Annotated in this window: 23 protein-coding genes and 2 rRNA genes; 24 read left to right on the forward strand and 1 reads right to left on the reverse strand. The window is 48.5% G+C overall.

From position 1 onward, the window contains the following. From A3848_RS19130 to pssA, 10 genes are all read left to right on the forward strand, one after another. Positions 1–105, forward strand: a 23S ribosomal RNA gene (locus A3848_RS19130); the annotation flags it as partial. A 77-nt stretch (positions 106–182) separates the two neighbouring features. Continuing rightward, positions 183–299 (forward strand): 5S ribosomal RNA (gene rrf, locus A3848_RS19135). A 415-nt stretch (positions 300–714) separates the two neighbouring features. After that, entirely contained in the window at positions 715–1,887 is a 1,173-nt protein-coding gene (locus A3848_RS19140; RefSeq protein ID WP_074086499.1) for a GNAT family N-acetyltransferase, read from the forward strand. 438 nt (positions 1,888–2,325) lie between these two features. Beyond that, a complete protein-coding gene (locus A3848_RS19145; RefSeq protein ID WP_025707278.1) occupies positions 2,326–2,787 on the forward strand; it encodes a CtsR family transcriptional regulator in 462 nt (153 codons plus the stop codon). A 29-nt stretch (positions 2,788–2,816) separates the two neighbouring features. After that, positions 2,817–3,341, forward strand: a complete 525-nt coding sequence (mcsA, locus tag A3848_RS19150) for a protein-arginine kinase activator protein McsA (RefSeq protein WP_074086500.1) — start codon at positions 2,817–2,819, stop codon at positions 3,339–3,341. A 28-nt stretch (positions 3,342–3,369) separates the two neighbouring features. Next, the gene (gene mcsB, locus A3848_RS19155) at positions 3,370–4,434 is read left to right on the forward strand and encodes a protein-arginine kinase McsB (RefSeq protein ID WP_074086501.1); all 1,065 of its coding nucleotides are present in this window, start codon (positions 3,370–3,372) and stop codon (positions 4,432–4,434) included. A gap of 36 nt (positions 4,435–4,470) precedes the next feature. Beyond that, on the forward strand, positions 4,471–6,939 hold the full coding sequence (gene clpC, locus A3848_RS19160) for an ATP-dependent protease ATP-binding subunit ClpC (RefSeq protein WP_074086502.1): 2,469 nt from the start codon (positions 4,471–4,473) through the stop codon (positions 6,937–6,939). A gap of 227 nt (positions 6,940–7,166) precedes the next feature. Beyond that, positions 7,167–8,534, forward strand: coding sequence for a DNA repair protein RadA (gene radA, locus A3848_RS19165; RefSeq protein ID WP_074086503.1), 1,368 nt, complete (start codon positions 7,167–7,169; stop codon positions 8,532–8,534). 10 nt (positions 8,535–8,544) lie between these two features. Then, positions 8,545–9,615: a DNA integrity scanning diadenylate cyclase DisA gene (gene disA / locus A3848_RS19170; protein ID WP_074086504.1), complete on the forward strand. Its 1,071-nt coding sequence runs from the start codon at positions 8,545–8,547 to the stop codon at positions 9,613–9,615. Positions 9,616–9,680: 65 nt separating this feature from the next. Then, positions 9,681–10,418, forward strand: a complete 738-nt coding sequence (pssA, locus tag A3848_RS19175; RefSeq protein ID WP_074086505.1) for a CDP-diacylglycerol--serine O-phosphatidyltransferase — start codon at positions 9,681–9,683, stop codon at positions 10,416–10,418. A 149-nt stretch (positions 10,419–10,567) separates the two neighbouring features. Here pssA and A3848_RS19180 read toward each other — a convergent pair whose 3' ends face one another. Beyond that, the gene (locus A3848_RS19180) at positions 10,568–10,963 is read right to left on the reverse strand and encodes a nucleoside triphosphate pyrophosphohydrolase family protein (protein WP_074086506.1); all 396 of its coding nucleotides are present in this window, start codon (positions 10,961–10,963) and stop codon (positions 10,568–10,570) included. Positions 10,964–11,178: 215 nt separating this feature from the next. Here A3848_RS19180 and A3848_RS19185 point away from each other — a divergent pair, with 215 nt between their 5' ends. From A3848_RS19185 to rplK, 14 genes are all read left to right on the forward strand, one after another. Then, entirely contained in the window at positions 11,179–12,267 is a 1,089-nt protein-coding gene (locus A3848_RS19185) for a PIN/TRAM domain-containing protein (RefSeq protein WP_074086507.1), read from the forward strand. Between the two features lie 96 nt (positions 12,268–12,363). Then, positions 12,364–13,062 (forward strand): 2-C-methyl-D-erythritol 4-phosphate cytidylyltransferase, encoded by a 699-nt coding sequence (gene ispD / locus A3848_RS19190; RefSeq protein WP_074086508.1) that lies wholly within the window; start codon positions 12,364–12,366, stop codon positions 13,060–13,062. After that, positions 13,059–13,547 (forward strand): 2-C-methyl-D-erythritol 2,4-cyclodiphosphate synthase, encoded by a 489-nt coding sequence (gene ispF / locus A3848_RS19195; RefSeq protein ID WP_074086509.1) that lies wholly within the window; start codon positions 13,059–13,061, stop codon positions 13,545–13,547. Before ispD ends, ispF begins: the two co-directional genes overlap by 4 nt. Before the next feature lie 50 nt (positions 13,548–13,597). Next, positions 13,598–15,061, forward strand: a complete 1,464-nt coding sequence (gene gltX / locus A3848_RS19200) for a glutamate--tRNA ligase (RefSeq protein WP_074086510.1) — start codon at positions 13,598–13,600, stop codon at positions 15,059–15,061. A gap of 481 nt (positions 15,062–15,542) precedes the next feature. Beyond that, a complete protein-coding gene (gene cysE, locus A3848_RS19205; RefSeq protein WP_074086546.1) occupies positions 15,543–16,235 on the forward strand; it encodes a serine O-acetyltransferase in 693 nt (230 codons plus the stop codon). Between the two features lie 54 nt (positions 16,236–16,289). Then, positions 16,290–17,696, forward strand: coding sequence for a cysteine--tRNA ligase (gene cysS / locus A3848_RS19210; RefSeq protein WP_074086511.1), 1,407 nt, complete (start codon positions 16,290–16,292; stop codon positions 17,694–17,696). Then, a complete protein-coding gene (locus tag A3848_RS19215; protein WP_074086512.1) occupies positions 17,693–18,130 on the forward strand; it encodes a Mini-ribonuclease 3 in 438 nt (145 codons plus the stop codon). Before cysS ends, A3848_RS19215 begins: the two co-directional genes overlap by 4 nt. A 39-nt stretch (positions 18,131–18,169) precedes the next feature. Further along, the gene (gene rlmB / locus A3848_RS19220; protein WP_074086513.1) at positions 18,170–18,931 is read left to right on the forward strand and encodes a 23S rRNA (guanosine(2251)-2'-O)-methyltransferase RlmB; all 762 of its coding nucleotides are present in this window, start codon (positions 18,170–18,172) and stop codon (positions 18,929–18,931) included. A 2-nt stretch (positions 18,932–18,933) separates the two neighbouring features. Continuing rightward, positions 18,934–19,455: an NYN domain-containing protein gene (locus A3848_RS19225; protein WP_074086514.1), complete on the forward strand. Its 522-nt coding sequence runs from the start codon at positions 18,934–18,936 to the stop codon at positions 19,453–19,455. A 162-nt stretch (positions 19,456–19,617) separates the two neighbouring features. After that, complete coding sequence (gene sigH / locus A3848_RS19230) at positions 19,618–20,262, forward strand: RNA polymerase sporulation sigma factor SigH (RefSeq protein WP_019908203.1); 645 nt, start codon at positions 19,618–19,620, stop codon at positions 20,260–20,262. A 485-nt stretch (positions 20,263–20,747) separates the two neighbouring features. Then, positions 20,748–20,897 carry a 50S ribosomal protein L33 gene (gene rpmG, locus A3848_RS19235; RefSeq protein ID WP_074086515.1) on the forward strand — a complete coding sequence of 50 codons (150 nt, stop codon included), beginning with the start codon at positions 20,748–20,750 and terminating at the stop codon, positions 20,895–20,897. Positions 20,898–20,917: 20 nt separating this feature from the next. Beyond that, complete coding sequence (secE, locus tag A3848_RS19240) at positions 20,918–21,109, forward strand: preprotein translocase subunit SecE (RefSeq protein WP_019908206.1); 192 nt, start codon at positions 20,918–20,920, stop codon at positions 21,107–21,109. 21 nt (positions 21,110–21,130) lie between these two features. Further along, positions 21,131–21,664, forward strand: coding sequence for a transcription termination/antitermination protein NusG (gene nusG / locus A3848_RS19245; RefSeq protein ID WP_020427084.1), 534 nt, complete (start codon positions 21,131–21,133; stop codon positions 21,662–21,664). 75 nt (positions 21,665–21,739) lie between these two features. Further along, entirely contained in the window at positions 21,740–22,165 is a 426-nt protein-coding gene (gene rplK / locus A3848_RS19250) for a 50S ribosomal protein L11 (protein ID WP_020427083.1), read from the forward strand. Positions 22,166–22,191: the final 26 nt, after the last annotated feature.

Genomic DNA, 22,191 nt, shown 5'->3' on the forward strand with positions numbered 1-22,191 from the left:
CCCAGTATGTAAGACCCCTTGAAGACGACGAGGTAGATAGGTTGGAGGTGGAAGTGCAGCAATGCATGGAGCTGACCAATACTAATCGGTCGAGGGCTTATCCAAATCATAAAACGCAGATTCGTTTCGGATTCAGTTTTCAGGAATGAAGGTTCCTGAAGCATTTACGCTGTAAATGCCCGTTTGGTGGCGATAGCGGAGGGGTTCCACGCGTACCCATCCCGAACACGACCGTTAAGCCCTCCAGCGCCGATGGTACTTGGACCGAAGGGTCCTGGGAGAGTAGGACGCCGCCAAGCAGACAAGACCACTGTTGAGTTATTAACAGTGGCTTTTTTGCGTTGTGCACGGCTGTGGAAAAGCTGTGGATAATTTTCAGTAAGTCCAGAAAACTTACACACATGTGGATACAATTGCAGAGAGCGTTGTTTCCAGATTCCTGAGGTGCAAATACATAATTCTATGGATGAGTCAAGGGAAAAGCCGGATAATCCACGGTTTTTGTGGATAAAAAGTGGATTATGTGGACAAGTATATGGAAATAGTGGATAACTATTTTGCGGGATAATTAATTCAAAAAAATATGAATTAGTTCAGTTTTTTTCTGTGGATAACTTTTAGTGGGGGCCTTTTTCTCGAGATGATTAGCAACAGAGCCTTTTGCTTGTTATACTCTCATAGAGTGCATTACTAACAATGATGAGGTGAGCGGAAGTGGAAATCAGGCAATTGAAATCCGAGGAGTTTGAAGCAAGTCTAAGCTTGTCCGAATATGCTTTTAAATATAAGGTTGCGGGTGAAGAGCGGGCTGAAGAGAAGCTGAAATTTAAGCCGGAAAGAGTATGGGGGGTCTTCGAAGATGAAGTGCTTGGAGCACAATTGACATTGCTTCCGCTTCAGGTCTACATACAAGGCAGGGCCGTTCCTATGGGCGGGATAGGCGGGGTTTCTACATGGCCGGAGAACCGCAGACAGGGGCTTGTAGCCAAGCTTTTATCCCATACGCTGCAAACAATGAATGAGGCAGGTCAGACATTGTCCTTTTTACATCCGTTTTTGATTCCTTTTTACCGGAAGTTTGGCTGGGAGGTCTATTGTGAGTATAAAAAATACTCCATACCAGTGGATAAGTTTCCAAGGAAAACTGAAATTCAGGGGACTGTAAAGCGTGATTCCGCAGGTCTTGATACATTGGAGGAACTCTACAGTAGATTTGCCGCTGAATATAACGGTACTCTGCAGCGTGATGCGGACTGGTGGAAGCGGAGTGTATTGGATGATCAGATACACCACTGTGTTTTTTACTCGAAACTTGGTGAGCCAGAAGGATATGTGCTGTATAAACTAATCAATAATGAACTGATCATTGATGAATTTATTTACTTGAACGAAGTGGCGCGTCAGGGCTTGTGGACATTTCTTGCCAACCACGATTCAATGATAACTGGAGCTTCTCTCAAGCAAGTACCTTCTGATGATATTCTCCCATATTTGCTTCCGGACCCGCGCATTCCACAGGAAAATTATCCATACTTTATGGGGCGGATTGTGAATGCACAAAGGTTCGTGGAGAACTTCAACTTCCGACCCGTTAACAACCTTGAGAGTAGAACTCTGTATATTGAAGATGAGCATGCACCTTGGAACAATGGCTTGTGGTTATGGACTGTATCCGAGGACGGGGCAGCAACGTTAAGTTGCTTGGAAGGGGAAAAGGCCTCTGCTGAACTGAATTGCACCATAGGTACGCTTACTGTTCTGCTGTTAGGGTACAAGCGGCCGGGAGAACTGGCCAGATACGGGCAGCTAAAAGCAAACCCAGCAGAATTGGAATGGCTGGAAAAGGTCATCCCGCAGGCGAAAACGGCATTGTTTGATTTTTTCTAATCCTGTAATTTAAGACTCTCCCGTCTTCATAATGAAGCTGGGGGAGTTTTTTGCCAAATGAAAGTCAATCGAAATCACTATTCAAAACCTTGGTTTATTCACAATGGTTAGAATACAATTGCCCTAAAACGTAAAAAATAAAAGCAACCACTTGGAATTCAGTGAGAATGTGTTATAATATGAAAAAAGTCAAAGAAAGTCAAAGTCAACGCAGCTCGAATTCAATTTATTGAAGGAAGTAGAGACAATGGTGGCAGGCTCTTCATTAATGGCTTTTTTAGTATATCTCCGGAATGATGCTGTATTGCACTCTAAGTACTGAGGTATGAATGTAGTTTCGATTCGTGTCTCTGTTCTTGGGTTAAGTTCTATAGAGATCATTGCCGGACGGATGTACAGTCAGTTGCACTATAAGCTTTGAACACTGGAGGATGAGTGATGCGTAATATCTCTGATATTATCGAACAATATCTGAAGAATATTTTGCATGAAAGTCCCGAAGGTACGGTGGAAATTCAGCGCAATGACCTGGCGGACCAGTTCTCATGCGTGCCGTCTCAGATCAATTATGTCATTAGTACACGCTTTACTTTGGAAAAGGGTTATGTGGTTGAGAGCAAACGTGGCGGTGGTGGATACATCCGGATTCAGCGTTTTGAGCTGCCCCAGAATGTCGCCCTGTACGCACATCTCAATTCTACAATCGGAAAAGATATCGATCAAAATTCCGCCGAAGGACTGATTTATCAGCTGGAGGAGGCCCGGTTTCTAACCAAGCGTGAAGCGTGCCTATTGCGCGCTGCTGTTTCCCGGGAATGCCTGACGGTTAATCTGCCGTACCGGGATGAGATTCGTGCCAAGCTAATGAAGGCTATGCTTATCTCTTTATTGGGCAAATAATGGTCAAATCTTAAGGAGGGACACCGCTTATGCTTTGCCAGGAATGCGGGGTCAAACCGGCTACACTCCATTTCACAAAGATTGTGAACGGAGAGAAGACGGAGTTTCATATATGTGAAAGCTGCGCGCGGGAGAAAGGGGAGCTCATTCCTGGAACTTCTGGAGGATTCTCCATTCACAGTCTGCTGTCTGGTCTTCTGGATCTGGAAGGAGCAGGCAAGGGGAAAAATGCAGCTGCCCAGACCGTACAGAGTCTGAAATGTGAAAATTGCGGAATGACTTACTCCCAGTTCAGCAAGCTTGGTCGTTTTGGCTGCAGCTCCTGTTATAAATATTTTGACAGTACGCTGGACCCGCTCTTCAGACGGGTTCATGGCAGCACCGCTCATGTGGGTAAGCTGCCGAAACGTGCCGGAGCAAAGATCATGTGTAAACGCCAGATTGATGAACTGAAGCAGGAACTGCTGCATAGTATCGCACAGGAGGAATTTGAAACCGCAGCTGAGCTGAGGGATCAGATCCGCCAGCTTGAAAAAGAAATGCCACAAGAGTAAAGTCTTTGATATATAGGGGGGATACGACATGTCAAGTCTCCGGTTTACCGAACAAGCCCTTAGTGACTGGATGCGCTGCGGTGGCAGCCATTCCGAGATCGTCATCAGCAGCCGGATGCGGATCGCCCGCAACCTGGAGCATCTGCCCTTCCCTTTGCTGGCTTCGGCAGAGCAGTCGGAAGAGGTGCTGGACCAGCTCGCTCCTGTTTTCCAAGGAGAAGCAGCTGCGGATTTCGGCAACTTTCAACTCTTGAAACTGGATGAGCTGGATGAGCTGGACAAAAAGGTGCTTGTGGAAAAGCATCTCATTAGCCCTAACCTCGCTAACGAGTCACGGGGTGGCGCAGTCATCCTGAATGAGGACGAGTCGGTCAGTATTATGATCAACGAAGAAGACCATTTGCGCATTCAGTGTCTATTCCCCGGTCTACAGGTCAGAGAGGCTTGGGTAAGGGCGACAGCCATTGATGATATCTTTGAAGGCTCAGTCAATTACGCCTTTGATGATCGAAGAGGGTATTTGACCAGTTGTCCTACAAATGTGGGTACAGGGCTTCGCGCATCGGTTATGGTCCACTTGCCCGCACTTGTGATGACCCACCAGATCAACAGGATTTTATCCGCTGTCAATCAGGTAGGACTCACGGTGAGAGGGATTTATGGTGAAGGCAGTGAAGCGGTAGGGAATATCTTTCAGATCTCCAACCAGATCACGCTTGGCCAGACAGAAAGTGAAATTATCGAGAATCTCCATGGCGTAGTTACCCAGATTATTGAGCATGAGCGCAACGCGCGGGAACGGCTGTTGGTAGATTCCGCTTTGCGGATTACAGACAGAATCAAACGTTCTTACGGGATTTTGTCGTACGCGGCGGTGATGGAGCTAAAAGAGTCTGCACAACGGCTCTCCGATCTAAGGCTTGGAGTTGATCTTGGTATTTTGGAAGGACCGTCGATTTCAGTCCTCAACGAGCTGAATGTAAAGACACAGCCGGGTTTTCTGCAAAAAATGTTCGGCGACGAGCTTACAGCCACCGAACTCGATATGTACCGGGCGAAGCTGCTCCGGGAGACACTGGGATCACAACATTAATTATAGATATTTATTATCCGTGGAGGTGCAGGGGATATGATGTTTGGAAGATTTACGGAACGCGCACAAAAGGTGCTTGCGCTGGCGCAGGAAGAAGCCGTTCGTTTGGGACACAATAACATTGGGACAGAACATATTTTGCTCGGCCTGATTCGTGAAGGAGACGGCATTGCCGCTAAGGCTTTGATCGGTTTGGGTCTGGGTCTTGAAAAAATTCAGGACGAAGTGGAAACACTGATCGGTCGGGGACAAGAGCAGCCTACAAACATTGCTTATACTCCTCGTGCCAAAAAGGTTATCGAGCTGTCGATGGATGAAGCTCGTAAGCTGGGCCACACTTATGTCGGAACAGAGCATATCCTGCTCGGGCTTATCCGCGAAGGCGAGGGTGTAGCCGCCCGTGTACTCAATAACCTTGGAATCAGCCTGAATAAGGCCCGTCAGCAGGTTCTGCAGCTTCTGGGCAGCAGTGAAGCTACTTCGAGCCATAGCGGTGCTCCAGCCAATGTCAGCACGCCTACGCTGGATGGTCTGGCCCGCGATCTGACCGCTTATGCCAAAGACGGCAATCTGGATCCTGTCATTGGCCGCAGCAAGGAAATTGAGCGCGTGATTCAAGTGCTTAGCCGCCGCACCAAAAATAATCCGGTCCTGATCGGTGAACCTGGGGTAGGTAAAACAGCAATTGCCGAAGGTTTGGCGCAAAAGATCATCAACAATGAAATTCCGGAGACCCTGCGTGACAAGCGCGTAATGACTCTGGATATGGGTTCAGTAGTTGCCGGTACGAAATACCGCGGTGAGTTCGAAGACCGCCTCAAAAAAATTATGGATGAAATTCGTCAAGCGGGTAACATTGTACTCTTTATCGATGAGCTGCATACCCTGATTGGTGCTGGAGGTGCGGAAGGTGCGATTGATGCTTCGAACATCCTGAAGCCTGCTCTAGCCCGTGGAGAACTGCAGTGCATTGGTGCCACCACACTGGACGAATACCGCAAATATATCGAGAAAGACGCAGCTCTTGAGCGCCGGTTCCAGCCTATTACAGTGGATCAGCCGTCTCCGGAAGAAGCTGTCCAAATTCTATACGGTCTTCGTGACCGCTATGAGGCCCATCACCGGGTGAAGATCACAGATGAAGCTATCGTGGAAGCTGTGAAGCTGTCAGACCGTTACATTCCGGATCGTTTCCTGCCGGATAAAGCGATTGACCTGATTGATGAAGCAGGCTCCAAGGTAAGACTCAACTCTTACACGATCCCGCCAAATCTCAAGGAACTTGAAATGCGTCTGGATGATATCCGCAAGGAGAAGGATTCTGCTGTACAGAGCCAAGAGTTCGAAAAGGCTGCTGCACTGCGTGATACAGAGCAAAAAATCCGTGAGGAATTGGATACCACCAAGAACCAGTGGAAAGAAAAACAAGGCCGGACTGATTCTCAGGTTACACCAGAGGATATTGCTCAGGTGGTAGCCAGCTGGACAGGTATCCCTGTCAGCAAGCTGAAGGAAGAAGAGACTGACCGTCTGCTCAACATGGAGGCTCTGCTCCATGAACGTGTCATTGGTCAGGATGAAGCCGTGAAGGCAGTCAGCCGGGCACTCCGCCGGGCGCGTGCAGGCCTCAAAGACCCAAAACGTCCAATGGGTTCGTTTATCTTCCTGGGACCAACAGGGGTTGGTAAAACCGAGCTGGCGCGTGCACTTGCTGAAGCCATGTTCGGTGACGAGAACGCGGTAATCCGTATCGACATGTCAGAGTATATGGAGAAGCATTCCACTTCCCGTTTGGTCGGAGCGCCTCCAGGGTATGTGGGCTACGAAGAAGGCGGGCAATTGACCGAGAAGGTTCGCCGCAAACCATATTCTGTTGTGCTTTTGGACGAAATTGAAAAAGCTCATCCGGAAGTATTCAACATTCTGCTGCAGGTGCTGGAAGACGGCCGCCTGACCGATTCGAAAGGTCGTGTCGTCGATTTCCGCAACACACTGATCATCCTCACCTCCAATGTCGGAGCGCAGGCGATCAAGAAGAACTCGACACTTGGCTTTACGGCTGTACAGGATGCCGGAGCGGATTACACCAACATGAAGGGTAAAGTTATGGAAGAGCTGAAGAAGAGCTTCCGCCCTGAGTTCCTGAACCGTATTGACGAAATCATCGTCTTCCACTCCCTGGATGAAAAACACATTGCCGAAATTGTTACGCTTATGTCCGAGGAATTGCGCAAGCGGCTGCGTGAGTATGATGTGGACTTTGTGCTCACAGATGGAGCTAAAGCATTCCTGGCCAAAGAGGGATATGATCCAGCCTTCGGTGCGCGTCCGCTACGTCGGGCGATTCAGAAGCACATCGAAGACCGTCTCTCCGAGGAACTGCTGAAGGGCAACATTCAAAAAGGGGATTCCCTTAACATTGATGAAGTTAATGGTGAACTTATAGTAACAAAAGTGGAAACTCCGATTGCTGTTACACAGGAAAATGAGGTTGGAACAGAATAACCTTTACTTGGTTGAAACAAAGCTTCCGCTTCTCCGTATGGAGAAGTGGGGGCTTTTTTGCGTAAAGGTACCTCGATGTTTAATTAAGCAATCATTCAGGCAGGTTAATGAAGTAGGATTCAAAAGTAGATCTTAAGTGACCTTCCGTTCAGTGTGCAGAAATGGTAAACTTTGAGTAAGAGAAATTTATCCGCAATTTTAGCAAGTTCGGACGGATAGGAGAGCACATGGCAAAACCAAAAACTAAATTTTTTTGTACCGAATGCGGCTATGAATCGCCAAAATGGTTCGGGAAATGTCCCGGCTGCCAGGCTTGGAACTCCATGGTGGAAGAGACAGAAATTGTAGTCAAAACACAAGGCATGAATGCACCGATTTTTCAAAGTAAAGAAAAGGCGCAATCGATCATAAATATAGAAAGTGACAAAGAGCCGCGTATCCTGACAGGCATTGGAGAGCTTAACCGTGTGCTGGGGGGAGGGATTGTTCCCGGCTCTCTGGTACTGGTAGGTGGAGATCCGGGGATTGGTAAGTCGACGCTCCTGCTGCAGACTTCGCATGCGCTGACAACCCAGGGATTACGGGTGCTGTACATTTCAGGAGAAGAATCGGTCCGGCAAACAAAGCTTCGTGCGGATCGCCTTGGGGCGCTTTCTGCAGAGCTTTATGTGCTGTGTGAGACTAATATGGAGAGCATTGAAGAAGCGATTGAGCAGATTCAGCCCCAGTTCCTGGTCATTGACTCTATTCAGACTGTATTTATGCCTGAGGTAACAAGCGCACCCGGCAGTGTGACACAGGTTCGGGAATGTACGACAAGATTCATGCGGATCGCCAAAATTCGCGGGATTGCTACGGTCCTTGTAGGACATGTAACGAAAGAAGGGGCAATTGCAGGGCCACGCATGCTGGAGCATATGGTCGATTGTGTTCTCTATTTTGAAGGGGAGCGTCATCATACGTACCGTTTGCTGCGTGCAGTCAAGAACCGGTTTGGATCCACAAATGAGATCGGGATTTTTGAAATGGGAGAAATCGGGCTTACGGAAGTGGAGAATCCTTCTGAGCTGTTCTTGTCGGAGCGTCCGCTCGGAGTTGCTGGGTCAGCGGTTGTAGCCAGCATGGAGGGAACCCGGCCTGTGCTTGTTGAGCTTCAGGCACTTGTAGCAGCTACCCACTTCCCTTCTCCACGGCGGATGTGTACAGGTATGGACCATCAACGGATGGCTCTGATCATTGCCGTTCTGGAGAAGCGGATGGGGATGTTTTTGCAAAACCAGGATGCTTACTTGAATGTGGCTGGTGGGGTAAAGTTGGATGAGCCGGCTATTGATTTGGCAGTTGCCATTAGTATCGCCTCCAGCTTCCGGGATATTTCAACTAAGCCTTATGATGTTTTTTTTGGTGAAGTTGGACTTACGGGAGAAGTAAGAGGGGTCTCACGTGCGGAAACGCGTGTGAAAGAGGCAGCCAAGCTTGGGTTCCGGAGAGTCATTATGCCCGAGAAAAGCATGAAAGGCTGGAAGCATCCGCAGGATATCCAGATTATTGGCGTCAGCACCGTAGCAGATGCACTAGCGGTCGCGTTAGATTAGGGGGCACAGAATGACAAAGGAATTAGAAAATATGAACGATCTGCTCAGAATGGCGGCACCGGGAACACCTTTCCGGGAAGGGCTGGAAAATGTGCTGCGGGCAAAGACAGGAGCGCTCATTGTTGTCGGATATAGCCCTGAAGTGATGGAAGTTGTCGATGGCGGCTTTTCGATCAACTGTGATTTTTCACCCAATTACTTGTATGAGCTGGCCAAAATGGACGGTGCGATTATTTTAAGCGAGGATTTGAAACGGATTTTGTACGCAAATACGCAACTGATTCCAGATTCCTCCATCTCCTCAATCGAGACAGGAATCCGGCACCGTACAGCAGAGCGTGTTGCCAAGCAAACCGGCAAGCTGGTGGTTTCCATTTCCCAACGCCGCAATATAATCACACTGTACCAAGGCTCCATCCGGTATGCGCTCAAAGAAATCGGTTCGATCCTGGCCAAGGCCAATCAGGCGATCCAAACTCTGGAGAAGTACAGAGCAGTGCTAACACAGAGTTTGACCAATCTGTCTGCTTCCGAGTATGAAGGGATTGTCACTGTCGCTGAGGTGGTTGGAGTTATCCAACGCGTGGAGATGGTGCTTCGGATCAAGATGGAAATCAAACGCTATATCAACGAGCTCGGCAATGAAGGACGGCTGATCAGCATGCAAATGGAAGAACTGGTTGGAAATACAGAGGAAGAAGCATGGCTTCTGTACAGAGACTATGCAAGAGAGGAACAGGAGGACAAAATCCGCGAAATCATCTCCGGACTCAAGCGAACCAGCGACGACGATCTGATGGATGACAACCATATTGCCCGATTGCTGGGATATTCGTCTACGGCGATTGCTTCGGAGGAAGTGGTAACGCCGCGGGGCTACCGCTTGCTGAACAAAATCCCAAGACTGCCTAATGTGATCATACACAATCTGGTGGAAAGGTTTGAAATGCTGCCTAACCTGATGACGGCGAGCATTGCAGAATTGGATGAGGTGGACGGTATCGGCGAAGTGCGCGCCCGTAATATTCAGGACGGACTCAAACGGCTGCAGAAACAAGTTCTTATTGACAGGCAAATGTAAATAACATACAATCACGTAATATTGGAGACGTTGTTGCTCAATAGTAGGAAAATAGAGGTGAAGAAATGATACAAAAATCAATTCCGAGTTTGTTTACCATCGGTAACTTAATGCTTGGAATGTTTGGTATCATGATGGCGTTTGACGGTAAACTGAGCATGGCCGCTATCATGGTGATTATCGCTATGTTGTTAGACGGGTTGGATGGTCGTGTTGCACGGGCGCTGAAATGCGAAAGTGAATTTGGCAAGGAGCTGGACTCATTATCCGATGTCGTTTCCTTTGGAGTTGCGCCGGCGCTGATCATGTACATCACTAGCCTGCAGGATTTGAATTCTGCATTAGGCTGGACCGTAACGGCGATTTTCCCGGTATTCGGTGCGCTTCGTTTGGCCCGTTTTAATGTCCGTCCCGGTATCCCTGGATATTTTGTCGGGTTGCCGATTCCGGCTGCGGGAGGGGTGCTGGCTACACTAGCGCTTTTTCATAAGGATGTATCGGCCCCATTTATGATTGTAGTTACGCTGCTGCTGTCTTATCTTATGGTCAGCACGGTTAAATATCCGAATTTTAAAAAAGTGGGCCTGCCCAAAAAGGCGGTTGTTGGCGCCCCTGTTGTGATTGTTATAGCTGTTGCGGTTGCCGTGATTTTTCCCGAGCAAATCGCCAAGCTAATCTTTGTACTTCTTGCATTGTATGCATTGTATGGTTTTAAACAAAATATCGACCGGCTGACGGCTCGTCGCCGTCACCGTCGTAGACGGCGTTCAGAAGATAAAATATATCACTCCAAAAATGGATAATAAGTTGCTGCGGGACTAACATGCCCAAGAGAACTATAGGATTTTAATAATTATATATGTAAGGAAAAGAGGCTTTGCCATTCCCTGGAATCAGTGGATGGCGAAGCCTTTTTGCCGATCTGGCGGATGGAAAGAGCGCTTCAGGCTATTCAGGAGAAGTTAAACAATCCCAGAGTAGCACATTTCTGTGACTCCTTTTCTACAACCTCGTCCATATTAATGTTAAGCAAATTGCAGAGAGCAGACATATAGAACAGCTCACGGCCCAGCTCCGACGCAACCACCTCACGGCAGTTCTCGCACAGTTCGCCTTCAAGATGGGTTCCTGCAAGCTCCTTGGCTTGTTCAAGCCCTAGACCAGGCTCAAATATCTGTTTCTTTGCGTGCAGCTGAATACAGCCGCATTCGGTAATGGCTTTGACGACTGCACGATTGACGGAAGCGCTGCTCTGCCCGTTCTTGGACATTACATCCAGAAGACTACGGTGACGGAGCAGCAGTTCGGAGACTTGATCCTGGAAGGCCTGTAAACTTGGTGCGCTCATTTTCCATTCACCCCTGGGTTCGTAATTGAGTTCATTATATGTCAGTCCTTCCCCTGTTTTCAACCAGTATTAGAAGTTTACGGTTGCCTTTGCAGCAACGATATTGTTCAGTGTCAGAAAAAATAACGTTCCCCCGGATTACCGTCCTAAAAATTGGAACATACTGGTGATGTATAGATCATTTTAGGATGAATAATAAGGAGGTGCCAGAGGTAATGTGGAAAAAAATGATTTTGATGCTTGCCGCACTTTGCGGAGCCTGGTCAGGGTATACATTATACCATGCGGCAGAAAGAGGATTCCCGGAGGGAATGGGAAAACTGGGGAATAGCTTGCCTGTGCAGGGAAGCATTTTGTTTGCAGTGCTGGGAGCCATTATTTTTTTGTTTGCGGGGACTTTATGCGCGGAATGGGGAGGTTCTAAACTGCGGGAGGCGGTATTGTATTGTTCGCGCATCCCCATGAATGAATTGGCTGCAGGCGCTGCTGGGCTTACGGGAGGCCTTCTCTTGTCCCTGCTGCTATATCCTGCCATGGTTTGGCTTGGAAAGGCAGGAGAGCTGCTGCAGGTCGCTGCAACGCTTACGTTTGGGTACATGGGTCTCCGGGTCGGGCTGGAAAAGAAAGAAGAGTTGGCCTCTCTATGGACAATCGGGCGCTGGGGACAGGCTGCAGAACCGGAAGGCCGCGGCTTGGAAGAGCATAAGATTCTGGATACAAGTGTCATTATAGACGGACGGATCGCGGATATCTGCAAGACGGGTTTCATTGAAGGAACCATCGTAATCCCGGAATTTGTTCTGGAGGAGCTTCAGCATATTGCCGATTCATCGGATCTGCTGAAACGCAACCGCGGACGTCGCGGATTGGATATCCTCAACAAAATCCAAAAAGAGCTGGATGTGAAGGTGCTGATCTACGAAGGTGATTTTGAAGAAATCTCCGAAGTGGACAGTAAACTGGTCAAACTGGCTAAAGTGCTGCGGGGCAAGGTAGTAACCAATGACTTTAACCTTAACAAGGTGTGTGAGCTGCAAGGCGTGTCGGTTCTCAATATCAATGATCTGGCCAATGCGGTGAAGCCGGTGGTCCTGCCTGGTGAAGAGATCATAGTCCAGGTTATTAAAGATGGCAAGGAGCATGGACAAGGGGTTGCCTATCTTGATGACGGAACAATGATTGTGGTCGAGGGCGGCCGCGAATACATCGGTACAACGATGGAGGTTCTGGTAACTAGTGTGCTGCAGACTTCGGCGGGACGCATGATCTTTGCCAAGCCGAAGCTGATGGAAAAAGCGCAATAAACGGTTTCAGAGCAGTGAAAGCTTCTCCAATGGGTTGGAAATAGCCGCCAAACACGTTATGATGGGGGTATACGTGAAGGGCAGGAGAAGGGCAGAATGTCAAACAGTGTAGGTGCCGTGATTGTCGCGGCGGGCAGAGGAACAAGAATGGGGACTGCGGAGAGCAAGCAATATTTGCTGCTGCAGGGGAAACCGATTATCGTTCATACCCTGGAGGTGTTTCAACGGCATCCGCTCATCTCTGAAATCGTACTGGTTACGGGCCAAGAGGATGTGGATCGCTGCCGGGAGTGGGTAAAGGCCTACAAGCTTGACAAAGTGTCATCTGTAGTGACAGGAGGCTCCGAACGCCAGCATTCTGTTCATTTGGGTCTGAGAAAACTGGGGACCACCTGGGTAATGGTTCATGACGGTGTCCGTCCATTTGTGCAGGAGGAAGAAATTACTGCCTGTTACGAGTATGCCAAAGAGATCGGTGCCTCAGTGCTTGCTGTACCCGTAAAAGATACGATCAAGCAGGTGGACGGGGAGGGCAAAGTGCTGTCCACACCCGATCGGCGAAGTCTGTGGGCGATTCAGACCCCGCAGACTTTTCGTCTGTCCGAACTGATTATGGCGTATGAGTCGGCAGAGCGGGACGGATTTCTCGGCACCGATGATTCGAGTCTCGCGGAGCGCAGCGGTATTCCGGTTGCCGTAGTGGAAGGAAGCTACGCAAACATTAAGATCACCACACCGGAGGATCTGGATTTCGCTGAATTTACACAAAGAAACAGGGGAGAGGTACAAACATGATTGCTGTAGGACAAGGTTTTGATGTACACCAGCTGGTGGAAGGCAGGCCGTGCATTATTGGCGGTGTCACTATTCCTTATGAAAAGGGACTGCTTGGGCACTCTGACGCTGATGTGCTGCTGCATGCAGTGAGCGACGCTATTCTGGGAGCCTTGGGACTTGGCGATATCGGCAGACATTTTCCCGATACGGACCCGGCCTTTAAGGATGCGGATAGTCTGAAGCTGCTGGAGCATGTATGGGCGCTTGCCCGTGAACGCGGTTATAAGCTTGGGAATATTGATTCTACTATTATTGCCCAAAAGCCTAAGATGGCACCTTATATCCCGCAAATGATTGAGGTTATCGCTAAGGCACTGGGAGCTGAGACATCCAAGGTGAATGTCAAAGCAACCACTACCGAACAGCTTGGCTTTACCGGGCGTGGAGAAGGGATTGCAGCACAATCTATTGTCTGTCTGCTCCAAGATGTGATATCATCTTGAGATGGCTGTTTGCAGCCTAATTTTAACCATTATGAAGCGGAGGGAATGACATGACGGGTCAAGTCCGGGTGCGTTACGCACCAAGCCCTACGGGACATTTACATATCGGAAATGCCAGAACGGCGTTATTCAATTATTTGTTCGCCCGTAATCTGGGCGGCAAATTCATTATCCGGATCGAAGATACGGACGTAAAGCGTAATATTGCTGAAGGGGAAGAAAGCCAGCTCAAATATTTGAAATGGCTGGGAATGGATTGGGATGAGAGTGTCGATGTCGGCGGTGAATATGGTCCTTATCGCCAAACAGAACGTTTGGATCTGTACCGCATATACTGGCAGGACCTGCTGGACCGTGGTCTTGCATACCGCTGCTACTGCACAGAAGAAGAGCTGGAAGCGGAACGTGAAGAGCAGACCGCTAGAGGCGAGACTCCACGTTATTCAGGCAAACACCGGAATTTGACTGTAGAGCAGCGCCAGGCCTATGAAGCAGAAGGACGTATAGCAAGTATCCGCTTCCGTGTGCCTGAAGAACGCACTTATACCTTTGAAGATATCGTTAAGGGCAGCATTTCTATTAATACCAAGGAAATGGGCGACTTTGTTATTGTGAAGAAGGATGGAATACCAACCTATAACTTCGCTGTGGCTGTGGATGATCATCTGATGGAAATCACTCATGTATTACGCGGGGAAGACCATATCTCGAATACACCGCGTCAATTGATGATTTATGAAGCCCTGGGCTGGGAAGCGCCGCTGTTTGGACACATGACCCTGATTGTCGGTGATGACCACAAGAAGCTGAGCAAACGCAACGAATCCATTATTCAGTTCATTGAGCAGTACGATCAGCTGGGCTATTTACCTGAGGCACTGTTCAATTTTATCGCAATGCTCGGTTGGTCACCGGAGGGCGAAGAGGAGATTTTCAGCAAAGATGAGCTGATCTCCATCTTCACGGCAAACCGTCTATCCAAGAGTCCAGCCGTATTCGATACCAACAAACTGTCGCATTTGAATAACCACTACATCAAGCACGCGGATCCAAAGCGTATCGCGGCTCTGGCTATTCCACATTTGCAAAAAGCCGGAAGATTGCCGGAAACGCTTGGTGAGGAACAGCAGGCCTGGGCGGAAAGTCTGGTTGCTCTGTATCAAGAGCAGATGACTTCTGCATCGAACATCGTGGAGCTGTCCGAGCTGTTTTTCCGCAGTCATGTGGAGCTTGAAACAGAAGCTGCCCAGATTCTGGCCGAAAGCCAGGTTCCTGAAGTCTTGTCCGCTTTCCTGAATAAGGTGGAAGCTACTGACGACTTTACTGCCAGCAACATGGCCGTCCTGATTAAAGAAGTACAGAAAGAGACGGGACATAAAGGCAAAGCGCTGTTCATGCCGATCCGTGTCGCTTTAACCGGACAAACACATGGGCGTGATTTGAATATAACGATAGTTCTGCTGGGCCGTAGCCGGGTCATCGAACGTCTGAAATCGCAGATCAAAGGGGCTTAAGAAGGAATAACCGGAAGATGAACCCCTTGTCAGTCCGTTGTCTTTTAGCTAAGATAGAAGTATATGATAATAGCTGGGATCAGGAAAAGTATGCGTACAAGGGCAATTACCAGAGAGAATAACCGCTAAGGGATTTTCCCTTTGCAGGCTGGGAGTTATTCATTTGTCTGCCGCTGAATATGCGCCTGTGAGCTGCTCGGTTGAGCGTTCCTGCAATGGGATGTTAGACCGCGCCGGGAACGTTGCCGTTACAGACGCCAAGAGGGACAATAGCAATTACTGGCTTTGAAATGTGAATCCGGTGAATCATGCGAAGTCCAAGCAGAGTGGGACCACGGTTAAACGTCTCTGCAGCTTTATGCTGCAGGGGCGTTTTTTGTTGAAATTTATGAATAGAGAGAGAATGTGGGTTGTAGACAATACCTTCCTTATGCGTACCTGTAAACAGGAGGCGGGGAAGTCAAAGAAGAGGGGAACCGTGATGTTTAAGCATATCAAGTCGGACATTCGGGCAGTATTCGACAACGATCCCGCAGCCCGCAGCTGGTTTGAGGTTGTCTTCACCTACGCCGGACTTCATGCCATTTGGGCACACCGGGTAGCCCACTCTTTATATAAACGGCGCTGGTTTACTCTTGCACGCGTCGTTTCCCAGATCAGCAGATTTATGACCGGTGTTGAAATCCATCCAGGGGCAACGATCGGTAACCGCCTGTTTATTGACCATGGAATGGGTATTGTGATCGGAGAAACCTGCGAAATCGGGGATGATGTGATTATCTATCAGGGAGTTACTCTCGGGGGAACGGGTAAAGAAAAAGGGAAACGTCATCCGACCGTAGGCAACAATGTTGTGATTGGCTCCGGCGCGAAAGTACTGGGATCGTTCCGGATCGGCGATAATTGCAATATCGGTTCCAATTCGGTTGTTCTCCGTGAAGTGCCAAGCAACAGTACAGTTGTGGGTAATCCTGGACGGGTGGTCAAACGAAATGGAGAACGGGTATCTGACAGGCTCAACCACACCCAAATGCCGGATCCACTGATCGATTCCCTGCGTTTTTTACAGAAAGAGATCGAAGAGATCAGAGAAAAGCTAGGTACAGAGGACAAACAGAAACAAGAGCAGCGCCGCATAGAAAGCCAGCAGTATATCGGTGATTATGAAATTTAAGCATACCGGAATTCGGTAGAATCCGGGGTCAAACAGAAAGGATTGGGAACAAACATGGCATTGCAAATCTACAACACAATGACGCGCAGCAAGGAACAATTTGTCCCGCAGGAATCAGGCAGGGTGAAGATGTACGTATGCGGTCCAACCGTCTACGGCTATATGCATATCGGAAATGCCAGACCCGTAATTGTTTTTGATACGGTCCGGAACTATCTGGAACAGATAGGGTATGAAGTCAATTATGTGACCAACTTCACAGATGTCGACGACAAGCTGATTCGCAAGGCCGAGGAGATGAACACTACAGTAGCTGAGGTTGCGGAAATCTTTATCAATGCCTATTGGGAGGATCTTGCAGGGCTTAGTGTAAAACCAGCGACTATGAATCCCCGGGTCACGCAGAGCATGGAGTTGATCATTGAGTTCATTAAGGAGCTCGAAGAGAAGGGCTATGCCTATGAAAATGGCGGTGACGTCTATTACCGTACATCCAAATTTACCAATTACGGCAAGCTGTCCCGCCAGAACTTGGAGGAACTGCACTTCGGTATTCGGGTGGAAGTAGACTCGCGTAAAGAAAAACCCGAGGATTTTGTCCTCTGGAAAGCAGCCAAGCCAGGAGAAATCCATTGGAGCAGCCCATGGGGAGACGGACGTCCTGGTTGGCATATCGAATGCTCGGCCATGGCCCGTGAGTTTCTTGGCGACACGATTGATATTCATGGCGGCGGACAGGATCTGCAGTTCCCGCACCATGAGTGCGAATGCGCTCAGACAGAGGCGTTGAGTGGCAAGCCGCTCTCTAACTACTGGATGCACAACGGGTTCATTAACATCGGTGATGAAAAAATGTCGAAATCGCTCGGCAACGGTTTGCTGGTGAAGGATATCCGCCAGCGCTTCAAGGCAGGGACGATCCGTTATTTCATGCTTTCAACCCATTACCGCAATCCGCTGAATTTTACTGAAGAATCCATGCTGTCCGCAGAAAAAAGCGCTGAGCGTATCGCACTTGCGGAGAGTAATGTGAAGCACCGGCTTGAGCTTGATCCAGAAGGGGCCCAAGGCCAGGCAAGCGAGCAGATGACAGAACGGTTGGCTGCCATTGTAGGCAATTTCCATGCCAAGATGCAGGATGACTTTAACACTCCTGATGCCATTACTGCTATGTTTGACTGGGTAAGTCTTGCGAACAATACGCTTGCAAATTCAGAAGCGTTGTCTGCGGACTTCGCTGCGCTGCTGCAAGCTTTTGCCGAAATGAATGGTGTGCTGCGCCTGACCCCGGAGATTGAGGAAGAGGTCGCTGGAGAAGAAGTAGAAAGACTGATCGCTGAACGTGCCGAAGCACGAAAGAACAAGAACTGGGGACGCTCCGATGAGATCCGTGATGAGCTGAATGCAATGGGCATTCTGCTTGAGGATACTCCACAAGGAATGCGGTGGCGGCGGAAATGAGCGGACCATTTAATCTGGAGAGTGCCTGGTTTCCCTATGAGCCCTCCAAGCCGGTCCGACTCCTCTCTCCGCTGGTTCTGGCGTATGCTGGTGATGCTATCTATGAAGTGGCGGTTCGCCAGTATTTGATCTCGCTGCCGAATCTGCGTCCGAACCATTTGCATCGTACTGCGACCGGACTGGTCTCGGCCAAAGCGCAGAGCACAATCCTTACTTATCTGGAGCCGATGCTTACAGATGAAGAGAAGGATGTTGCCCGGCAAGGACGGAATGCCAAATCCGGAACCATTCCCAAAAATGCAGATGTGTTGGAATACCGGCATGCTACTGCCTTTGAGTGCCTAATCGGTCATTTGTATTACACAGGCCAGCAAGCCCGAATCCAAGAACTCGTTGACAGCAGTATACAGTATATGATGAACCGGCCTAAGTAAGGCTATAAGGGTATAGATATTAGAACAGGAGGCATGAACATGGAAGAATTAAGAACAGAAGAGGAAATATTGGCGGGCAAGCATTCAGTGCTTGAAGCGCTTCGTGCCGGTCGTACACTCAATAAGATATGGATCGCCGAAACAGCGCAAAAGCACTTAACAGCACCTATTATTGCTGAAGCGCGTAAAGCGGGAATAGTGATCCAACATGTGGATAAAAGAAAGCTGGACCAGCTTGCACCTGGAGTACAGCACCAAGGGGTAGTAGCACAAGCGGCACCCTTTGCCTATGCAGAGGTTGCGGATATTTTGGCAGCGGCAGAAGCTAAGGGAGAACCGCCGTTTCTGATTCTGCTTGATGAAATTGAGGATCCGCATAATCTGGGCTCCATCCTAAGAACAGCCGACTGCACCGGTGTGCACGGAGTTATTGTGCCAAAACGGCGGTCTGCACAAATCACGGCGACGGTGTCCAAAACTTCTGCAGGAGCTGTTGAATATGTACCAGTCGCACGCGTAACCAACCTCGGACAGACCATTGACCGCCTCAAGGAGCTTGGGGTCTGGGTGGTTGGAACCGATGTGGATACGGATCAGAATCTGTATGCTTCTGATATATTTACAGGTCCGGTAGCCGTGGTAATCGGGAATGAGAATAAAGGAATGGGCCGCCTGATCCGGGAGAAATGCGATGTGCTGCTGAAGTTGCCGATGGCCGGGAAGATCAATTCGCTAAATGCTTCAGTTGCCGCAGGCGTTATTATGTACGAGGTGCTTCGCCGCCGGCATCAGCAAGGATAGATATGGCCGACTGGCGCGATATTCTTCTTGTGGATGGCTACAATATGATTGGCGGCTGGCCTGATCTTGCCGCATTGTCACTTATAGGAATGCAGGGAGCGCGCGACCGGCTGCTGGATATGCTGGCTGAATATCAGGCGTTTTCCGGGCTGCGTGTCATAGCCGTTTTTGATGCGTACCGTGTGCCGGGACTGGGTAAATCCTTTGTGCAGGGGAAAGTCCAGGTGTTCTTCACCAAGGAAAAAGAAACGGCAGATGAATGCATTGAACGGCTGGTCGGTGAGTTCAATCACCGCAGACGGCAGATTTATGTGGCGACCAGCGATTTTGTGGAGCAGCATGTCATCTTTGCGCAAGGAGCGCTACGGATATCAGCCCGTGAGCTGCGGCTGGAAATCGAAGAAAACCAGAAACAGGTTAAGAAGGCCATCGAGCCCGGGAGCATCAGTTCCAACAGGCATTCACTGGAAGAAAAGCTGCCGCCTGAAGTTCGCAAACGGCTGGAGGACTGGCGCCGTCAGTAGAGGGACGGAAATTGAAGCGTTTTCGCGTAAAATACCATAATATGTTATTGAAGATTGATTTTGGACAATCTGCGGTTGACGGTGTAAGGTAACATAATATATACTGATCCTATATTTCGCGAAGTAACGATGTGTCTTGCGTTGCAGCCGGGGGGATTCTTGGTGAGTGTCGACCTCAAGGAAATAATGCTATCCGAGTATGATTTCATAAGCGATGAAGAAATTGTCGAGATCTTCCGTGGTGGCGACAGTGGCGCATTGGAGCATTTAATTAACAAGTACCGCAATTTTGTCCGTGCCAAAGCCCGTTCATATTTTCTGATTGGGGCAGACCGTGAAGATATCGTACAAGAAGGCATGATAGGCCTATACAAGGCGATTCGTGATTTCAAGGGCGACAAGCTTTCTTCATTCAAGGCGTTTGCCGAGCTCTGCATCACCCGTCAGATTATTACCGCAATTAAGACAGCTACCCGTCAGAAGCATATTCCGCTCAATTCCTATGTCTCATTGGACAAGCCAATCTACGATGAGGATTCAGACCGGACACTGATGGATGTCATTTGTGGAACACAGGTGCTTGATCCGGAAGAATTGATTATTAACCAGGAAGAGTTCATTGGTCTGGAAGATAAGATGGCCGAGATTCTGAGTGATCTGGAACGTAAGGTTCTAATGCTCTATCTGGACGGACGGTCCTATCAGGAGATTGCTGAGGATTTGAAGCGTCATGTGAAGTCGATTGACAATGCTTTGCAGCGAGTGAAACGGAAATTGGAAAGATATCTGGAAGTGCGTGACAATTGATGATACAATGTACAGGAAAGGCTCGGACATCGAGTCTTTTTTTAGTGTTTTGAGATTGTTCAATTGAATTGACACGAGATTATAGTCCGTTGCCGTCGACAGCAGGTTTATAGACAGTGCAAATGCTCCATAATGATAGGTAGTAATGGATAAGTCAATCCCAAAAAAAGAAGACCTTCGTTTTATCGGCGGGCTATAACGGCAGATTCTCCTGGAGGATCTGAAGAGGGTTCATGCAATTATGGATTCTGATCTTACAGGATGGACAGTGATTTGGCGTGAAAAGGTAAGGCCAGAGACTACGTACGCAATAAGGCTTCAGCACCCGAAGTTACCCAACGCGATGGGGGAAATCTTTCGTTGACACAGAGGTTGACATTATGCTAAAGTGTTTTAGGTAGGCCTAAATTCGCGGCTTTTTTTAGGATCAATATTTGCGTCTTCTAATTTCATAGTTAGAGGGACGTCTTCGGGAGGTGCACATCATGCGGGTAATTATCACTTTGGCTTGTACAAGTTGCAAACAAAGAAACTATGCGACAACCAAAAACAAGCGAAATCACCCCGACCGCTTGGAGATGAAGAAATTTTGCAAGTTCTGTAACGAGCAAACTCCTCATCGCGAAACCAGATAGTCTTTGGAGGTGTAGTCGGCGTGAAACGTAGTTTCAAGTCTTTGTTTTCCTTTTTCACTGAGAGCTGGAGTGAACTCAAAAAAGTTCGCTGGCCTAGCCGTAAGGAATTGAAAAACTACACATTGATCGTTCTCGGTACAATTGTAGTAATCGCTCTTTACTTCTGGGTTCTGGACATCGGTATTTCCGCTGTGATCGAAAGGATTATTTAGAGAGGTCCCAGGTGGCTTGGTATGGAAAAAAGATGGTATGTTGTTCATACCTATTCCGGGTATGAGAATAAGGTTAAGGCCAATTTGGAAAAACGCGTTGAGTCCATGGGCATGGAAGACAAAATATTCCGTGTTCTTGTTCCTATGGAAGAAGAACTGGTAAACAAGGACGGCAAGAAAAAAACCGTCATGCGTAAAGTTTACCCTGGTTATGTTTTGGTCGAAATGGTTCAAACTGATGATTCATGGTATGTAGTCCGCAATACGCCGGGCGTTACCGGATTTGTTGGTTCGACAGGTTCCGGGTCCAAACCTACCGCTCTGCTTCCGGAAGAAGTTGAACAAATTCTGAAGCATATGGGCATGGTTGAACCTAAAGCGAAGATTGATTTCGAAATTAAGGAATCCGTACGTATTATGGTTGGTCCCTTTGCGAATTTTGTGGGCTCTGTGGAAGAAATTTTGGCTGACAAGAGCAAGATCAAAGTGCATGTCAACATGTTTGGACGGGAAACCCCGCTGGAGTTGGATTTCACTCAAGTGGAGAAAATATAACAGTCGCAAGGGTTTCTTGTGGGAGAACGCTATTTAGTGTTCGAATACCACTATTTTTGCAAGGAGGTGTCACTCATGGCTAAAAAAGTTATTAAAATGGTGAAACTGCAGATTCCTGCAGGGAAAGCGAATCCAGCGCCTCCAGTAGGTCCGGCGTTAGGTCAAGCAGGTGTCAACATCATGGCATTCTGTAAGGAATTCAACGCTCGTACTGCCGACCAGGCTGGCTTGATCATTCCGGTTGAAATTACAGTATTTGAAGACCGTTCCTTTACCTTCATCACCAAAACTCCTCCGGCTGCTGTTCTGCTTCGCATTGCTGCGAAAGTAGAAAAAGGATCCGGTGAACCAAACAAGAAAAAAGTAGCGAAGCTGGGCCGCGCAGCGGTTCGTGAAATCGCTGAAACAAAAATGCCCGACCTGAACGCTGCATCTATCGAAGCTGCAATGCGTATGGTTGAAGGTACTGCCCGCAGTATGGGGATTACAATCGAAGACTAATATGTTTTCGATGAACCGGTCTTGCA

Source organism: Paenibacillus sp. P32E (assembly GCF_001909085.1).
In the GTDB taxonomy this organism is placed as follows: domain Bacteria; phylum Bacillota; class Bacilli; order Paenibacillales; family Paenibacillaceae; genus Paenibacillus_AQ; species Paenibacillus_AQ helianthi.

What these genes read in the sequence shown, in the direction of transcription:
- radA (WP_074086503.1), top strand. Translation starts at nt 7,167, where the DNA reads ATGGCAAAACCAAAAACTAAATTTTTTTGTACCGAATGCGGCTATGAA.
- rpmG (WP_074086515.1), top strand. Translation starts at nt 20,748, where the DNA reads ATGCGGGTAATTATCACTTTGGCTTGTACAAGTTGCAAACAAAGAAAC.
- disA (WP_074086504.1), top strand. Translation starts at nt 8,545, where the DNA reads ATGACAAAGGAATTAGAAAATATGAACGATCTGCTCAGAATGGCGGCA.
- ispD (WP_074086508.1), top strand. Translation starts at nt 12,364, where the DNA reads ATGTCAAACAGTGTAGGTGCCGTGATTGTCGCGGCGGGCAGAGGAACA.
- A3848_RS19180 (WP_074086506.1), bottom strand. Translation starts at nt 10,963, where the DNA reads ATGAGCGCACCAAGTTTACAGGCCTTCCAGGATCAAGTCTCCGAACTG.
- mcsB (WP_074086501.1), top strand. Translation starts at nt 3,370, where the DNA reads ATGTCAAGTCTCCGGTTTACCGAACAAGCCCTTAGTGACTGGATGCGC.
- ispF (WP_074086509.1), top strand. Translation starts at nt 13,059, where the DNA reads ATGATTGCTGTAGGACAAGGTTTTGATGTACACCAGCTGGTGGAAGGC.
- pssA (WP_074086505.1), top strand. Translation starts at nt 9,681, where the DNA reads ATGATACAAAAATCAATTCCGAGTTTGTTTACCATCGGTAACTTAATG.
- rplK (WP_020427083.1), top strand. Translation starts at nt 21,740, where the DNA reads ATGGCTAAAAAAGTTATTAAAATGGTGAAACTGCAGATTCCTGCAGGG.
- cysS (WP_074086511.1), top strand. Translation starts at nt 16,290, where the DNA reads ATGGCATTGCAAATCTACAACACAATGACGCGCAGCAAGGAACAATTT.
- cysE (WP_074086546.1), top strand. Translation starts at nt 15,543, where the DNA reads ATGTTTAAGCATATCAAGTCGGACATTCGGGCAGTATTCGACAACGAT.
- clpC (WP_074086502.1), top strand. Translation starts at nt 4,471, where the DNA reads ATGATGTTTGGAAGATTTACGGAACGCGCACAAAAGGTGCTTGCGCTG.
- rlmB (WP_074086513.1), top strand. Translation starts at nt 18,170, where the DNA reads ATGGAAGAATTAAGAACAGAAGAGGAAATATTGGCGGGCAAGCATTCA.
- A3848_RS19215 (WP_074086512.1), top strand. Translation starts at nt 17,693, where the DNA reads ATGAGCGGACCATTTAATCTGGAGAGTGCCTGGTTTCCCTATGAGCCC.
- A3848_RS19185 (WP_074086507.1), top strand. Translation starts at nt 11,179, where the DNA reads ATGTGGAAAAAAATGATTTTGATGCTTGCCGCACTTTGCGGAGCCTGG.
- A3848_RS19225 (WP_074086514.1), top strand. Translation starts at nt 18,934, where the DNA reads ATGGCCGACTGGCGCGATATTCTTCTTGTGGATGGCTACAATATGATT.
- gltX (WP_074086510.1), top strand. Translation starts at nt 13,598, where the DNA reads ATGACGGGTCAAGTCCGGGTGCGTTACGCACCAAGCCCTACGGGACAT.
- mcsA (WP_074086500.1), top strand. Translation starts at nt 2,817, where the DNA reads ATGCTTTGCCAGGAATGCGGGGTCAAACCGGCTACACTCCATTTCACA.
- A3848_RS19145 (WP_025707278.1), top strand. Translation starts at nt 2,326, where the DNA reads ATGCGTAATATCTCTGATATTATCGAACAATATCTGAAGAATATTTTG.
- nusG (WP_020427084.1), top strand. Translation starts at nt 21,131, where the DNA reads ATGGAAAAAAGATGGTATGTTGTTCATACCTATTCCGGGTATGAGAAT.